The 13748-nt window shown below is 73.6% G+C and carries 18 protein-coding genes; 4 read left to right on the top strand and 14 right to left on the bottom strand.

Annotated features, from left to right (window positions below; genetic code table 11):
- Positions 1-41: 41 nt before the first annotated feature.
- The 4 genes from Msi02_RS23100 to Msi02_RS23085 are packed head-to-tail and all read left to right on the top strand — an operon-like array spanning position 42 to position 4245.
- On the top strand, positions 42-1022 hold the full coding sequence (locus tag Msi02_RS23100) for a MinD/ParA family ATP-binding protein (RefSeq protein WP_204050219.1): 981 nt from the start codon (positions 42-44) through the stop codon (positions 1020-1022).
- Positions 1022-1774: a hypothetical protein gene (locus Msi02_RS23095; RefSeq protein ID WP_204050218.1), complete on the top strand. Its 753-nt coding sequence runs from the start codon at positions 1022-1024 to the stop codon at positions 1772-1774. Before Msi02_RS23100 ends, Msi02_RS23095 begins: the two co-directional genes overlap by 1 nt.
- A gap of 19 nt (positions 1775-1793) precedes the next feature.
- On the top strand, positions 1794-3947 hold the full coding sequence (locus Msi02_RS23090) for a hypothetical protein (protein ID WP_204050217.1): 2154 nt from the start codon (positions 1794-1796) through the stop codon (positions 3945-3947).
- Between the two features lie 55 nt (positions 3948-4002).
- Positions 4003-4245, top strand: a complete 243-nt coding sequence (locus tag Msi02_RS23085; RefSeq protein WP_239108630.1) for a CDGSH iron-sulfur domain-containing protein — start codon at positions 4003-4005, stop codon at positions 4243-4245.
- A gap of 98 nt (positions 4246-4343) precedes the next feature.
- On the opposite strand, the gene Msi02_RS23080 is transcribed toward Msi02_RS23085, so the two are convergent.
- From Msi02_RS23080 to Msi02_RS23015, 14 genes are all read right to left on the bottom strand, one after another.
- A complete protein-coding gene (locus Msi02_RS23080) occupies positions 4344-5354 on the bottom strand; it encodes a glycosyltransferase family 2 protein (protein ID WP_204050216.1) in 1011 nt (336 codons plus the stop codon).
- Complete coding sequence (locus tag Msi02_RS23075) at positions 5351-6361, bottom strand: iron-containing redox enzyme family protein (RefSeq protein WP_204050215.1); 1011 nt, start codon at positions 6359-6361, stop codon at positions 5351-5353. Before Msi02_RS23075 ends, Msi02_RS23080 begins: the two co-directional genes overlap by 4 nt.
- Entirely contained in the window at positions 6361-7098 is a 738-nt protein-coding gene (locus Msi02_RS23070) for a class I SAM-dependent DNA methyltransferase (RefSeq protein ID WP_204050214.1), read from the bottom strand. Before Msi02_RS23070 ends, Msi02_RS23075 begins: the two co-directional genes overlap by 1 nt.
- A gap of 51 nt (positions 7099-7149) precedes the next feature.
- Positions 7150-7386 (bottom strand): hypothetical protein, encoded by a 237-nt coding sequence (locus Msi02_RS23065; protein WP_204050213.1) that lies wholly within the window; start codon positions 7384-7386, stop codon positions 7150-7152.
- Positions 7387-7456: 70 nt separating this feature from the next.
- Entirely contained in the window at positions 7457-7906 is a 450-nt protein-coding gene (locus Msi02_RS44020) for a gas vesicle protein K (RefSeq protein ID WP_275414161.1), read from the bottom strand.
- Positions 7893-8198 carry a gas vesicle protein gene (locus Msi02_RS23055; protein ID WP_204050212.1) on the bottom strand — a complete coding sequence of 102 codons (306 nt, stop codon included), beginning with the start codon at positions 8196-8198 and terminating at the stop codon, positions 7893-7895. The genes Msi02_RS44020 and Msi02_RS23055 overlap by 14 nt, the downstream gene beginning before the upstream one ends.
- The gene (locus Msi02_RS23050; protein WP_239108629.1) at positions 8195-9172 is read right to left on the bottom strand and encodes a GvpL/GvpF family gas vesicle protein; all 978 of its coding nucleotides are present in this window, start codon (positions 9170-9172) and stop codon (positions 8195-8197) included. Before Msi02_RS23050 ends, Msi02_RS23055 begins: the two co-directional genes overlap by 4 nt.
- Positions 9165-9740, bottom strand: a complete 576-nt coding sequence (locus Msi02_RS43405; RefSeq protein WP_239108628.1) for a gas vesicle protein — start codon at positions 9738-9740, stop codon at positions 9165-9167. The genes Msi02_RS23050 and Msi02_RS43405 overlap by 8 nt, the downstream gene beginning before the upstream one ends.
- Positions 9737-10171, bottom strand: a complete 435-nt coding sequence (gvpO, locus tag Msi02_RS23040; protein WP_239108627.1) for a gas vesicle protein GvpO — start codon at positions 10169-10171, stop codon at positions 9737-9739. The genes Msi02_RS43405 and gvpO overlap by 4 nt, the downstream gene beginning before the upstream one ends.
- Before the next feature lie 6 nt (positions 10172-10177).
- Positions 10178-10411: a gas vesicle protein GvpG gene (locus Msi02_RS23035; RefSeq protein ID WP_204050211.1), complete on the bottom strand. Its 234-nt coding sequence runs from the start codon at positions 10409-10411 to the stop codon at positions 10178-10180.
- Between the two features lie 18 nt (positions 10412-10429).
- Positions 10430-11221 carry a GvpL/GvpF family gas vesicle protein gene (locus tag Msi02_RS23030; RefSeq protein ID WP_079318974.1) on the bottom strand — a complete coding sequence of 264 codons (792 nt, stop codon included), beginning with the start codon at positions 11219-11221 and terminating at the stop codon, positions 10430-10432.
- Between the two features lies 1 nt (position 11222).
- On the bottom strand, positions 11223-11636 hold the full coding sequence (gene gvpJ / locus Msi02_RS23025) for a gas vesicle protein GvpJ (protein ID WP_204050210.1): 414 nt from the start codon (positions 11634-11636) through the stop codon (positions 11223-11225).
- Between the two features lie 85 nt (positions 11637-11721).
- Positions 11722-13161 carry an SRPBCC family protein gene (locus Msi02_RS23020; protein ID WP_204050209.1) on the bottom strand — a complete coding sequence of 480 codons (1440 nt, stop codon included), beginning with the start codon at positions 13159-13161 and terminating at the stop codon, positions 11722-11724.
- 5 nt (positions 13162-13166) lie between these two features.
- Complete coding sequence (locus Msi02_RS23015; protein ID WP_204050208.1) at positions 13167-13724, bottom strand: hypothetical protein; 558 nt, start codon at positions 13722-13724, stop codon at positions 13167-13169.
- Positions 13725-13748 lie beyond the last annotated feature (24 nt).

The raw sequence follows: 13748 nt of genomic DNA, 5'->3' as shown, positions 1-13748 counted from the left end.
CCGCCCCTGTTTCCTCCCGTCCTCGGTGAAAGGACCCGCCCATGACCGAGATCCGCACCCCGGTGCCCACTCCCGCCGAGCAGTTCCCGGAGAGCGTGCCTCTCACGGCCGAACACTTGTTGACCAACCGCCGCATCGAGCCCACCGGCGGCTGGCGGCGGCTCGTCTACCAGCTCTCCGGCGGCCGGATCAACCCGTCGGAGTCGGCGGCGGAGCTGGAACGGCGCACACTGATCGCCCAGGCCCAGACGCCCGTCGCCAGCGGTCACCACAGGATCGCGGTCATGAGCCTCAAAGGCGGGGTGGGGAAGACCACGACGACGGCGGCGCTGGGCAACACGCTGGCCTCGCTGCGCGGTGACCGGGTGATCGCCATCGACGCCAACCCCGACCGGGGAACGCTCGGCATCAAGGTCAAGTCGGAGACCGCGGCGACGATCCGGACCCTGCTGGCCGAGGCGCCGCACATCGTCCGGTACGCCGACGCCCGCGCGTTCACCTCGCAGTCGTCCGCCCGGCTGGAGGTGCTCGCCTCCGACACCGACCCGGCCGTCAGCGAGGCGTTCAACGCCGAGGACTACCGTACGGTCGCCAATCTGATCGAGCGCTACTACTCGATCTGCATCACCGACTGCGGCACCGGGCTCCTGCACGGCGCCATGGGCGCCACGCTGGAGCTCGCCGACCAGATCGTGCTGGTCACCATGGTGGCGGTGGACGGCGCGAGCTCGGCCGCCGCGACCCTCGACTGGCTCACCGCCCACGGCCACGGCCACCTCGTCAAGAACGCCATCGTCGTGCTGAACGCGGTCGAGCCGAAGTCACATGTGGACGTCGACCTGCTCGAACGCCACTTCGCCGGACGCTGCCGCGCGGTGGTGCGGGTGCCGTTCGACCCGCACCTGAAGGAGGGCGCGGAGGTCGACCTGGCGAGGCTGCGGCCCACCACCCGCGGCGCGTACCTGCGCCTCGCCGCGGCCGCCGGGCAGGCGTTCTCACAGCGGCCAGACCGGGGCAAGTAGTGGGACCGGTCATCCCCGATCCGGCGCTCGACTGGGACCTGGGACCGCCTCGGCGGTGGGATCCCCGGCACCTGATCGTCGCCATCGCGGGGGTCGTCACGGTCATCGCCGTCGCGGTGATCGTGCTGCAGACCCGGCACACCGAGGCGCCGTCCACGCCGGCGCGCGTCACCGCGCCGTCGGTCGCGCTGGCGGCGCCCGCCGGTCACGAGGGCGACGGAGGCTACCCCGTGAGCTTCCCCCACACCGAGGTCGGGGCGGCGTCCGCCGCGGCCGCCGCCCTGGAGGCCGCCTGGACGCTCGACGTCGGCCAGGCGGAACAGGCGGCCGCGCTGTACGCCCCGCCGGACCAGCGTGAGGCGGCGCGCGAGGGTGCTCGCGACGCCGTACGCGGCTGGCGGGAGACCCTCGGCCTTCCCCCCGAAGGCGACCTCCCCGCCGGGGCGGCCCTGCGGACGCAGACGATCGGCGTCCAATGGAAGGTCCGCTCCGAGGACCAGGTGCAGGTCTCCGTCCTCGTGCAGGTGACGGCGACCACGGGCGCCGGTGCCACCGGACCCGTCTACTCCAGCCCATACGCCATGAGCCTGCTGATGGCGTGGAAACCCGATATGCGCGGTGCGGACAAGGGCGACTGGGTCAACATCCCCGACCCGACGCCTCCGTCCGTACCCGCAGCCGCTCTCCCAGGGACGCCCGAGTTCGCCGCGGCGGGCTGGAAGTCCCTCATCGGTCCCCGGCCCACTCCCTAGATCGAGGAAGAGCCCCTCAATGACCCCCCGAATGTCCTCCCGGCGTGCCACCCTGGTCTCCGGCCTGCTCCTGGCCGCGGTATCCGCCACCGGCGGCGCCGTCGTCGCGCAGCCCTGGGCCGCCGTGGCCGAGCCCGGCCTGGACGCCCCCCCACCGATAGAAGGCGCCGCCCCCCTGGCCGCGCCCACCTCCAACGACCCCGCGGACGCCGCATCGGACGCCTCGTCGGATTCCTCGTCGTCGGGCGGCTCCGGCGGCGCGGGTGACAGCGCGGATGACGGCTCCGCGAACGGACCGGGCGATGCCGCGCCCGACACTCAGGCAGCGGACAAAACCGGCTCCGGTTCCTCCGGAGGCTCGTCCGGCACGACCCATGAGTCCTCGGAGAGTTCCGGTGGTGCCTCGGGTGCGGCGCAGGACTCGTCCGACAGCCCGAGTGATTCGTCCGGTTCGACGCCCGACGACTCCTCCGACGGCGCCGCGAACGAACCCGCCAACGAATCCGACGGCGCCGGGGACGCGCCGGGCGGTGCCGGGCCCGGCACACAGGCGGCGAACAAGGCCGGGTCCGGTTCATCCGGAGGCTCGTCCGGTACGGCCCATGAGTCCTCCGACAGCCCCTCCTCCGGCAGTCCCTCCTCCGACAGCCCCTCCTCCGGCGGTCCCGACGGCCCGTCGGGGAAGTCACACGAGTCCACCGGATCGTCTCCCGGGTCGTCCGGTGCCACCCTTGGCGCCGGTTCTGGCGGCACCTCCACCCGGGACCGGACGGCCTACCGCGTGGGCGACCGGACGGCCCGCGGCACCCGTGATCACAGCCGCGAGTCCGGCCGCACCAGAGGCGACCGGTCGACCGGCACCTCAGGTCACACCGGCGGCAACGGCCACGCCGAGGGCTCCGCCCCGCCGCCTCCGGCCACTCCGTCGCCGTACACGCCGGGCGGTACGGCGACACCGCCTGCGTCCTCGCCGTCGGCTCCGCAGGGGCCCACTCCCACCGCGAGCAGCGGCCCCATGACGAAGGCCCTGTCCGCGCCGATCGGGCAGGGCAAGTCGGGGCAGAACGGCGGGCAGGGCGCCGCCTCGACTCCGGGGCCGACGGCCGGCGGCGCCGCGACCGCGACTCCCGGCCAGACCGCTCAAGGCGCGCCGGCGCCGACCGCCAGCGCGCCCACCGCGACGGCGAAGGGGGCGCAGGCGCAGGGCGTCGCCACCCCGGCTCCCGCACCTGCCGCGAGCGGCGCCACCGCGCCCACCGCGGCCGCGACACCGCAGGCCAGCCCGAACGCGACCGTCTCGGTGAGCGTCTCGCCCACCCCGGGCTCCCCGGCGAGCAGCAACCCGAGCCCCACGGCCACGGAGAAAGCGACAGCCAAGCCCACAGACAAGCCCACAGCCAAGCCCACAGGAAAGCCCACGGACAAAGCGACGGAGAAGCCGACCGCCAAGCCGAGCCCGAAGCCGAACCCCACGGCCAAGGCCACTCCGAAGCCGAAGCCCACGGCCAAGCCGACCTCGAGCGACAGGCCGACGCACAAGCCGGAGCAGCAGCCGACACAGCAGGCAACGCAGCCCAAGCCGAGCGCGGCCGTCACCTCGACCGCGCTCCCCACCGCAACGCCGCCCGCCACCCCGCCCGCCGTCCCCACGGCGGCCGGTACGGCGACGCCGGCACGGACGGCCTTCCCGGCGGTGACGCCGACCACCGGCGCCACGGCCGTGCCGACGTCTCCGGGCAGTACGACGTGGGTGACCCCCGTGCCGTCGCTCAACGCCCGTACGGCGGCGGTGCCGCCTCCCACGGGCGGGCAGCCGCCGGCCACGCCGATCGTGATCCCGGGATACCTGCCGCTGCCGCCGCTGGTCGCCCATACGCATGTTCGATGCGGGGACGACGGCACGGCCGGCTGCTGGAGCCTGGCGCCCTGGCGGAGCCGTACGCCGGGGCACTCCCAGGCGCTCCCGGGCGGCGGGCGGACGGGCGGCACGGCGACGCCACGCTGGGCCTTCGCCCCGCCGAGCGTGAAGTCGGGCCTGCCCAGTCCGTCGGGCGTCCCCGGCGCGTTCAGCGGGCCGTTCGCCGGGTTCGCGCTCGCGGCGGACGAACCGGCCGCGGGCCGGGCCGGGTGCTGGGCCTTCAGCCCCTCCGCCCACTGCGCGAGATGGGACTGACCGTACGCCGCTGACCACGTGTTATGCCGTCACCGTCCCGGGCAGGCTGCACCGCATGGAGCACATGGCGGAGGACCCGGCCACGGTGACGGCGGTCACGGTGACTCCCTGCGAGGACGGCCCGCTGCTGGTGCGTGGGCCGTTCACGCTGGTGACGCAGGACGGGCGGCGCATCGACCCGGGCAGGACCACGGTGGCGCTGTGCCGCTGCGGCAGGTCCTCGACCAAGCCGTTCTGCGACGGCTCCCACAAGGCGGTCGGCTTCCGCGCGACGAGCGAGCCCGACTCGCCCGGCTGACCGACCCGCCCGGCTGACCCGCCGGGCTGACCGACCCCGCCCGGCCGACCGATGCCCCGGCCGCCGGTCCACTGCCTCGTTCGAGAACGGTCCCGCGCCTACCCTGCCGCGAGTGCCCGGCGGCGGAGCCGCCGCGTCGAGTGCGCGGCGACCCGCAGGCGCCGCCCCGCGTACGGCACACCGCCGAGCGCGAACCTGGCGGCCAGAGCGGCCCAACTGCAGGTGGCGCGTTCGAGCACCCAGACCGGCGCGAACAGGGCGGCGGTGGCGGGGAAGACCCGGCGGCCCCCGGAGCGGCGGCGTCCGATCTCGGCCAGGCCGACCGCCGCCGCCGCACCCGCCGCGAGCAACTCCGGCCGGCGTCGCCACAGAGCCGCGCCCACGCAGGGAAGGACGGCGAGGAAGACCGCCATCCGCGCGGGCTGGGCCAGGTCGTCGTACGCCTGCCGGACCCGCTGTGACCAGAACCGGCGGGTGCCGGGCGGCAGGCGCCGCACGTAGAGGTCGAGCGGGCGGACCTCCCGGCCGCCGTGGGCGCGGACCGTGCGGATGAGTTCGAGGTTCTCGAACAGCACGTCGCCGTCGTAGCCGCCCATCTTCTCGAACGTCGAGCGGCGTACGCCGAAGGTGCCCGGATAGTCCGCCCCGAGGCCGCGGTTGAGCAGGGTGCGTGCGGTGTCCCAGCGGGCGTGCCAGGGGAGCGGGTGGAAGTGGTTCTGCGGGCGGACGAGGTCGGCGTGGTCGAGTAGGGCGTGGACCCGGGCGAGCGCGTCCGCGTCGTAGCGCACGTCGTCGTCGGCGATGACGACGTGCTCGCTCCGGGCGCGGCGCATGCCGGTGAGCACGCCGGCCACCTTGCCGTTCGCGACCGTCGGGTCGTCGTCGGGCCGCACGTGCTCGGCGATGCCGCGCCACAGGCGCGCGTGCCGTTCGAACAGCGGCGAAGGCGAGCCGTCGACCACCACGATCCGGGCGTGCCGGGACAGGCCGCGCAGGTAGCCGGTCAGCTCCGCCAGCCCGGCGTCGTCGCGCCAGCGCAGCGGCAGCACGTAGTCAATGTCCGCCGTCGCACGGCCGGCTTCGGGCAGGCGGCCGCCGGGCGTGGTCATCGCACCGTCACCTCGGCGTCGGCCCGCCACTCCGCCTGCCACAGGGAGGTGCGCCCCTCCCGCCAGCGGCTCAGCAGATGCTCCGCGAAGAGCCGGTCGAGGGTCAGCGCGCAGGCGGCGCCGTACAGGATGTCGCCGGTCAGGCCGGGATGCTCGGCGGCGAACGCGCCGCACATGTCGTGCGCGGCGATCTGCTCGTGTACGGCGTCGGCCTGCACGTGCTCGTCGTAGTAGCGGCGCGCGTCGGCGTCGCCGCCCAGCCGCCGCAGGCCCTGGCTGTAGCGGCGGTTGGGGAGCGATGAGGTCATCTCGAACGCCGCGAGGTGCCCGAGGAGCGCGCCCCGGTGATGGCGGTGCAGCCCGAACAGCGACATGACGTTGCTGATCGCGAGCGTCACGCCGGGGACGCCGCCCAGGTAGGCGCCGTAGGAGTCGTCGAGGCCGAGCCCCCGCATGGTCGCGCGGAACAGCTCGGCGTGCATGCGCTCCGGCCTGCCCCCGCCGTACTCGTCGGACTGGATCTCCACCAGCGCGGCCTTGGGCCGTCCGAGCAGGCGCGGGATGCCCCACGTGTGGGGGTCGGCCTCCTTGAGCTGGTAGATCGACCGGTGGATCACGAATTCGCGGAACTGCGCGGCGTCGCCTCTGCCGCGCAGGTACGCCGACAGGGAGGGGCCGTCGTCGGCCGCCACCAGCGCCGCCAGGGCCCGGGGCACCTCCCGTGGCGGCGGAGCGGGCGGGCGGGGCACGCGCCGGGCCAGCCACCCCTCGAACCACGCCTCCAGGCGCTCCCGCAGGGCCAGCACCGACGGGTTCCACTCCCAGCGGTCGTCGACGCCGTCGAAGCCCTGGTAGTGCAGCTCGTAACAGACGAACAGCGCGAGCTGGGCGTCGTCGTCCTCGGCGTCGCACGCGCCGACGGGCGGCGGGCCGAAAACGTGAGGCGGCCGGGCCAGCTCCGCGAAGAGCCGGTCGGTGATCGGGCCTCGGGGCGCGGGCAACTGCATCAGCTCTCCAGCAGGCGGTAGACGGACACGTGGCCGCGGCTGTCGTCGGTGAACGGAGCGCCGGACCAGTCGGCCCAGCGGTGCTCCCGCTCCATCCCGGCGAGGCGGGCCATGAGGTCCAGCTCGCACGGCCAGGCGTAGCGGTGGTTGGCCGGCAGCAACCGCAGGCCGTCCGCGGTCATCCGCAGTTTCGTGGTGTGCATGAACTGCTCGGCCGGGCTCAGCCGGGCGGCCTCGACGACGACCTCGTCCTCGTCGAGCGACAGCAGCCGCAGCGACGTCCGGTCGCGGAATGCCGCGGGGTCCGGCACCCACGTCTCGACCACGAAGCGTCCTCCGGGCCGCAGGTGGGCCGCCGCGTTGTGGAAGCACCGGACCTGGGCGTCCTGGGAGGGCAGCGCGAAGACGGTGTTGAAGGCCAGCAGGACGAGCGCGAACCGCCCCTCGACCCGCACCTCCGAGAAGTCGCCCACGGTCACCGGGATGCGGTCACCGCCGGGCTTGTCCCGCAGAATCGCCACCATGTCGGGCGACCCGTCGACGCCCGCCACGGCCAGGCCGCGGGCGGCGAGGGGGAGCGCCAGCCTGCCGGTGCCGATCCCGAACTCCAGGACCGGCCCTCCCTCGGCCAGCCGGAAGATGCGCTCGACAGCAGGACCGGTGGGTAGATGCTCCACCATCTCGTCGTAGATGTCCGCGATCGCCCGCCCGTACGCGGACGCGTCGAACTCCCCCATACCTTCCCCCCACCCGACCGGCACGCGCCCATGGGCCTGCCGGTCGGCCCGTCACGCCCCCAGATCGCGGGCGACCGTGTCGAGCCGGTCCGCGAGCTCGCCGAGCCGCCGGTCGTCCAGCGGGCCGTCTCCCACCTGGCTCTCCAGGTCGCGCCGGCTGGCGATCACCAGGCCCTCGGCGCGTGACTCCGGCACGACCTCGCAGCGCCCGCCCACCAGCACCAGCGTCGCGTCGGGCGACGGCGACTCCAGCAGCGCACGGACCTCGTCCCGGCCGACGACACTCATGACATCTCCTCCCGGCCCCGGTCGATGTCCTCCGCCTACCCCTGCGACCTGGCCGTACACGCGCCCGAGCTCACGGCCTGTCGGTGGGCAGCAGCGTGCCGAGGGGCCCCAGGTCGAGGTTGAGGTCGGACGGTGAGATGTCGAACCGCTCGCACAACTCGGTCATGGCCTCCTCCAGGCGCATCAGCGTCAGGCCGAGCGTCTCGACCTGCTCGTCGGACAGGTCGCCCTGGTCCATCCGTCGGATGGCCTGCCGTTCCACCAGTTGGCGCACCAGCTCGACGAGCGTCAGCACGAGACGGCTCAGGTCACGCCGCACCGCGTCCGGGTCGGTGTTCAGCCGCCAGGGGCTGCCCTTTCCGGTTTCCGCGCTCCGCTCCCCCCGGTCCTGCGCCCACTGGTCCTGCGCCCACTGGTCCTGCGCCCACCGGTCCGGGCCGCCCGCCTCGGTCTCCACGCCCATCCGCCACGGTCCCGTCCCGGTGTCCCACGGAGTGCTCCCGGCTTCACCACCGGTCATCCTCGATCTCCCTCCTGCCGCCGACGTCGTCCGTCCCCGCGTACGGCTCGCCGAGCGGGTCGAACGGCTCGGTGCCGCGTACGGAGCCGAGCAGCGCCCGCAGGGAGATGCGGACGAGGTCGATGTCGGCGATCGACAGCACGATGTCGCCGGTGATCACCACGCCGCCCGCGAGCAGCCGGTCGAGCAGGTCGACGAGCGCCACGCGCTCGGGCGGCAGGCGGCCCTCGGCGGCGAGGGAGGCGCCCCGCGGCCGCTCCGGCACGTACGCCGGGGTCCCGCCGGGCGTCATCGCACGCCCCCGGCCCGGCCCGCCCCGAGGTCGATCGAGGTGAAGGAGTAGGGCGCCCACGGGCCGGTGAGCTCGACGTCCAGGAACCGGTCGCGGTAGCCGCCGAGCACCGCGGCGAACTCCTTCTCCCGGGCCGGATCAACCAGGTAGGCGCCGTTGAGCAGCATCGACTCGCTCCGCCCGGACAGCTGGGGGTCCTGCGGGCGGTGGCGGCGGCTCGCCACGGCGACCCGTCCCAGGTCGGCGTGCAACCGCTCGGCCCGCTCGGCCGCCGCGCGCCACAGGTCCTCCCTGCCGCGCAGGTTCTCCTTCTTCCGGCGCAGGTACGCCATCCCGGGGCTGTCGCCACCGGCCGGGGAGGTGGCCGCGGGCGCCGGCGTGGGAGGTGGCGTGTCCCGCCGCAGGTAAGCCTTGACGCCCCACTCCCGGCGTCCCGCGACATGCGACAGGATCTCCGCGAAGTCGTCGTGCCGCCGGTCGAGAAGGTCGCGGACCTGCTCCTCGCCGGTGTAGACGGTCACGAGGCGCACGGGGGCGGTCGGCCCGGCCGCCGCCAGCGCCTCGACGACCCGGTGGTGAGCGCGGGCGACTGCCTCCACCCAGTCCAGGTCCTCCAGCGAGCGGCGCAGCGGTTCCTCGCCGAACCGGTCGAGGGGCACGTCGCTGACGTGGGCCACGAGCCCGCCGTGCGGCACGGGCCGCACCGCGCCCTCCATGACACCGCGCAGGTCAGGAGGGGGCTCCCCGCCGGACGTCACCGCGTACAGGTAGACCCCCGCGCCGGGACCACCCGGGGTGGCGGTCTCAGGTGCCGCGCCAGGGTCGGCGCCCCGCGCTTCGCGAGCGCCCGGGATGGCGGTCTCACGGGCCGCGCGAAGGTCGCCGCCCCGCGTCTCGTGCACATCGCGGGGGCCGTCAGGGGCGTGCGCCTTCCGCGGCGGGGTGGTGGGAGCGGCGGGGTGGTTCTCACTCACGGCCGGGCTCCGTTCCGGGAGGCCGGCCGAGCCGCCGGGCGCGGGCCTCGGCCTGACGGTCGCCCCGCCGCTCACCCGCGCCTTCTCTCATGCCTTCTCCCCTGCGTTCTCCCGCACGCTCGCCCCGCCGCTCGACCGGCCGTTCGTCCGCACGTTCGCCCCGCCGTTCAACCGGCCGCTCGACCGCACGCTCACCCGTGCGCTCGCCCGGTTCGAGTTCGGTCCGCTCCTCCCAGGCGAGCAGGCGCTCCTCGACCGCGTTCAGGCGCTCGCGAAGCCGGCGGTTCTCCTCGACCAGTTCGCGGTCCCTGCCGCTGAGCCACGGGTCGCGCTCCCACCAGTCGATGCCGATCTCCCGCGCGGTGTCGACCGAGGCGATGACCAGCCGGAGCTTGATGGTCAGCAGCTCGATCTCCAGCAGGTTCACCCGGATGTCGCCGGCGATCACGATGCCCCGGTCGAGCACGCGTTCCAGGATGTCGCCCAGGTTGGTCGACTCCCGGCCCATGACGGCCGGCGGCGCGTACGACGACTCGCGCAGGACGGGACGCGAGCGGGGATCGGTCATAGCCCACCGCCGTAGGCGCCGCTGCCGCGCCGGTAGGTCCTGGTGCGCCGGTAGGACAGGAGGTTCCCCTCGTCGTCCACCTGGCACTCGTAGATCGACAGCATGTCGCTGGTGGACGGGATCCTGCGGTCCTCGACGACCTCGACGTCCACCAGCCAGCCGTTCTCCACGGGTTCCACCGACGTGACCCCCTCCGTGTCCTTGGAGGTCAGATCCGCGATGAAGCGCAGGCCGAGCCGTCCGGCGGACACCGCGTTCAGCGCCGCCCGGCGCCGGCGCGGCTCGGCACCGCGCTCATCTCCGCGCTCGTACTCGTCTTCGTCCTCGGACTCGTCGTACGGCCCGTCCTCCTCGACGGGCATGCCCGAGGAGGCCCGCCGCCCGTACGGCGCGGCGTCCTCGTCGTAACGGGCTCTCCGCCGGGGAGGCATGGACGATCACCCCCTCCGCGGGCCGCTCATGAGCCTGAGGATCTCTTCCACGGCCTGGGCCTCCTCCTCTTCGGAGATCTGGCCCGAGCGCCTGGCCTCCTCGATGGCCTCCAGCCGCCGCCGGACCGCCGCCGGATCCCTCAGCTCATGCTCGACCTGCTGCTGGATCAGCTCACCCAGCCGGATGACGCCGTGGATCGGGGCGAGCGGCCAGGTGAACAGCAGGCTGATCAGTCCCACGGCGGCCTCCCCTCATAGTCAGGTGGTGACGAAGTCGTACGGTGCCATCGGCCCGAGCAGGCGGACCTCGACCCGGTCTCCCCACTCGGAGCGCAACTCCCCGACGGCGCGTTCGAAGTCGGCCTGGCGGTCGTTCTCCACGAGGAACGCGACGTGCGCGGCGTCCCGTTCGTGGCTGGGGTCCCGGACCACCGCGCCGACGGTGACGGGCTCGAAGCGTTCGACGACCGCCCGGGTGTCGGCCTCCCGCTTCGCGGCGATGATCTGCGTGATCAGCTCGCCGAGGCGGATCCGCTCGTTACGCGTCACCTCTTCCGGCAACTGCCTGATCCGGTCACGCAACTGTCTGGCCTCGGCGTTCTCCGTCAGCACCTCGACCAGCACCGGCTGCTCGGCGTACCGCGCCTTGAGCACGAACTGGGCCCGGCCCTCGATCTGCTTCAGCGCGGCCGCGAACGAGTCGTGGTGCGGCGCCAGCAACTCCTCCACGACCGCTTCCGGCGTGGTCATCACGGCACCGAACCGCAGGGGAAGCACGGGCACCTCGGCCGCGGCCTCGTCGAGCAGCTGCTCGTGCGCCACCAGGTCCTGTGCGCGGCCGAGGGGGCGGTCCACGTCGACGTCGCTCACCAGGGCGGCGATCTCACCGTGCCTGATGATTTTGACACGGCCGGGAGGATCGCCCACCCCCACGGCGTCCTCGCTGATCTCCACGTCCTCCGGGAGGATGCCGTAGACGTAGCACGCGGTGTTGCGCGGGGGAGCCTCGGCGCGGTCGCCCGCCCCGGACTGCCTGGTCGAGCCCGTCATCTCAGTCCTCCTCCCGTTGACGCCGGCGGGTACGCGGGGCGGGTTCCTCCGCGTAGCTCGCCATGAGGTCCTGCAGCTTCTCCCCGGCCGCCTCCAGCACGCCCTGGGCCACGCCCTTGGACTTGCCGTGGGCGATCTTCTGGGGCGCACTCGACAGGAGATCGGGCAGCCCCTGCTGCTGGGACGCCAGGTCCAGCCGGTTCACCGCCTCGGCGAACCGGAGATAGGTGTCGACACTCGCGACGACGACACGCACGTCGATGGTCAGAATCTCGATGCCGACCAGTGAGACCCGTACGTAGGCGTCGATCACGAGGCCCTTGTCCAGGATCGTGTCAATGACGTCGGCCAGGCCCGATCCTGACGACCGGCCCGGCAATCCGCCGCCACCCGCCGGTGGAACGGCTACCGTCATGCGCTTCCCCTCCTCGGTTCCATGTCGCGTTTCCGATCACTCGCCCCGCCCGTCGCACGCGGGCGGCCGTTCTATTCCGTGTCTGCTATTCCGGGGGACGGCGGCGCCGGACCAGGGGGCGGCGGCGCACCGGCTGCTCCTCCCTCGCCCCCGCGTGGGTCTCGCCCGTCTCCTCCGACTCCTCGCCCCTGCGGCCCTGCTCGCCCCGCCGGGGTTGTTCGCCCTCGCCTCGCTCGGCCTCCGCCCCGCGCCGCCTGACCGGCGCCCGCGTGCCGCGTTCCTCGGGTTCGTCCCCGCGCCTCCGGGTGACCGGCGCGCCGGCCCGTCCACCCCGCTCCGCACCCGCGTAGGCGGGCCTGCGGGCCCGCTCGGGCTCCTCCTCTTCCTCTTCCTCCTCCTCGTACGGCTCCTCTTCGGCGCCCTCTTCTGCAGCGCCTTCTTCTTCCGGGGCCTCTTCCTCCTCGAATTCCTCGGCTTCCTCGCGCTCCTCGGGGGCCTCCTCGCCCCGCTCGCGCTCCTCGCGTTCGCGCTCCTCGCGCAGCGCCGTCTCGTGGTCCTTGACGACCTCGCTGTCGCGGATCTCGCCCCGCCAGCCCTCGATCTCGTCGGGACGCAGCAGGGCATTGGTCATGACGTGCCGCTTGAAGTGCTTGAACTCGAGCCGGACCCGGCGGCCCTGGGCCCGCCACAGGTTGCCGACACGCTCGAACAACCCCTGCGGGTGATACTCGACGACGAGCAGGACCCGGGTCAGTTCGGGAGTGATCTCGTGGAAGGTCACCGAGCCGTCAGGGAAGCCCTTCGGGCCCTGCGACCGCCAGATGATCCTGCTGTCGGGGACCTGCTCGACGATCGTCGACTCCCACGTGCGGTGGGACCAGAAGACCTGCGCCTTCCACCCGAGCTTCTCGTCGGACTTCTGCTCGACGGTCTCGACCTTCTTCATGAAGCTCGGGAAGTCCTCGAACTGCGTCCACTGGTTGTAGACCAGGCGCAGCGGCGCGCCGATGTCGAGCGATTCGACGATGTTGGTGACCTTGAGCTTCTTGCCCTTGCCGCCCTTGCCTCCGCCGCCGCCCCTGCCGAACAGGCCCTTGATCTTCTCCTTGCCGTACGCCATGAGGGCCGCGCGTACGGGATGGCCGCCCCCGCCGTCCTCGGTGAGAGCGCTGGTGACAGCGCCGAGCAGGCCACCGCCGCCCGTCGCGCCGAGCCGGTCGGCGGCCGACTTGAGCAGTCCCCGGGCGTCCCGGCCGCGGGTGAGGCCGCGGAGCAGCCCGCCGAGCGCCTCCCGTCCGCCGCCCTCTTTGCCGGTGAGCGCGCTGAACAGCCCGGAGCCACCGTGCTCCACGTAGTCGGTGAGACGGCCGGCCAGGCCGTCGATCTTCTCGGCGACCCGCGACAACGCGCGCTCGGCCACGGCCGTGGCGAGGTTCTGGAACTCCTGCCCGAGCCGTTGCGTGGGCAGCGCCCCTTCGTCCGGCGCCCGTGCGCCCTGGGTTCGTTCCCGCGTCTGTTCGGTCATGGTTCTCACCTCCGCCGCAGCACGGGACGGGTGGGACGGATCCGGGGCCGGCGCCGCTCTTCGGGTTCGGGCTCCTCTGCCTCCTCCTCCGGCTCCTCCTCGTACTCCTCTTCCTCCTCGTAGGCCTCTTCGGGCTCAGGCTCGCGCTGCGGCGGGCGGCGGCGGGGCACCCGGCGGCGGCCTTCCTCCGGACGCCCCTTCTCCTCTTCCTCTTCTTCCTCCTCCGCGGCCCGGCCCCGGCCCTTGGGCTGCCGGAGCGCCTCGGCGCGTTCGTGCAGCTTGTCGCTCAGGTTGTCGATCTGGCGGCTGGTGGCGCGCATGGCCGCCGCCTTGCCGATGTCGAGCAGGTCGCCGCGTACGCGTTCGGTGAGCTTGCCCAGGTCGGGGACGTTGCCGCCGAGGATCTTGGGGACCTGTTCGAGGAGGGCGCCCGCGGTTCCCTCGCCCTTGAGGCGGGCGGCGAGGATGGCCAGCGCGAGCACCAGCGCCAGGCGCAGCTTGTGGTGCCGGCCGAGGTAGTAGCCCGCGATGACAGCCAGGGCCACCTTCAGTCCGTCTTTCATGATCGCGCCTCCTACTGGCCGCCC

This window comes from Microbispora siamensis, from assembly GCF_016863095.1.
Lineage (GTDB): Bacteria > Actinomycetota > Actinomycetes > Streptosporangiales > Streptosporangiaceae > Microbispora > Microbispora siamensis.
The sequence above is the reverse complement of the archived record's forward strand: the minus strand, read 5'-3'. Positions and strand labels throughout refer to the sequence as shown.

What these genes read in the sequence shown, in the direction of transcription:
- Msi02_RS23100 (WP_204050219.1), top strand. Translation starts at nt 42, where the DNA reads ATGACCGAGATCCGCACCCCGGTGCCCACTCCCGCCGAGCAGTTCCCG.
- Msi02_RS23090 (WP_204050217.1), top strand. Translation starts at nt 1,794, where the DNA reads ATGACCCCCCGAATGTCCTCCCGGCGTGCCACCCTGGTCTCCGGCCTG.
- Msi02_RS23085 (WP_239108630.1), top strand. Translation starts at nt 4,003, where the DNA reads ATGGAGCACATGGCGGAGGACCCGGCCACGGTGACGGCGGTCACGGTG.
- Msi02_RS23080 (WP_204050216.1), bottom strand. Translation starts at nt 5,354, where the DNA reads ATGACCACGCCCGGCGGCCGCCTGCCCGAAGCCGGCCGTGCGACGGCG.
- Msi02_RS23075 (WP_204050215.1), bottom strand. Translation starts at nt 6,361, where the DNA reads ATGCAGTTGCCCGCGCCCCGAGGCCCGATCACCGACCGGCTCTTCGCG.
- Msi02_RS23070 (WP_204050214.1), bottom strand. Translation starts at nt 7,098, where the DNA reads ATGGGGGAGTTCGACGCGTCCGCGTACGGGCGGGCGATCGCGGACATC.
- Msi02_RS23065 (WP_204050213.1), bottom strand. Translation starts at nt 7,386, where the DNA reads ATGAGTGTCGTCGGCCGGGACGAGGTCCGTGCGCTGCTGGAGTCGCCG.
- Msi02_RS44020 (WP_275414161.1), bottom strand. Translation starts at nt 7,906, where the DNA reads ATGACCGGTGGTGAAGCCGGGAGCACTCCGTGGGACACCGGGACGGGA.
- Msi02_RS23055 (WP_204050212.1), bottom strand. Translation starts at nt 8,198, where the DNA reads ATGACGCCCGGCGGGACCCCGGCGTACGTGCCGGAGCGGCCGCGGGGC.
- Msi02_RS43405 (WP_239108628.1), bottom strand. Translation starts at nt 9,740, where the DNA reads ATGACCGATCCCCGCTCGCGTCCCGTCCTGCGCGAGTCGTCGTACGCG.
- gvpO (WP_239108627.1), bottom strand. Translation starts at nt 10,171, where the DNA reads ATGCCTCCCCGGCGGAGAGCCCGTTACGACGAGGACGCCGCGCCGTAC.
- Msi02_RS23030 (WP_079318974.1), bottom strand. Translation starts at nt 11,221, where the DNA reads ATGACGGGCTCGACCAGGCAGTCCGGGGCGGGCGACCGCGCCGAGGCT.
- gvpJ (WP_204050210.1), bottom strand. Translation starts at nt 11,636, where the DNA reads ATGACGGTAGCCGTTCCACCGGCGGGTGGCGGCGGATTGCCGGGCCGG.
- Msi02_RS23020 (WP_204050209.1), bottom strand. Translation starts at nt 13,161, where the DNA reads ATGACCGAACAGACGCGGGAACGAACCCAGGGCGCACGGGCGCCGGAC.
- Msi02_RS23015 (WP_204050208.1), bottom strand. Translation starts at nt 13,724, where the DNA reads ATGAAAGACGGACTGAAGGTGGCCCTGGCTGTCATCGCGGGCTACTAC.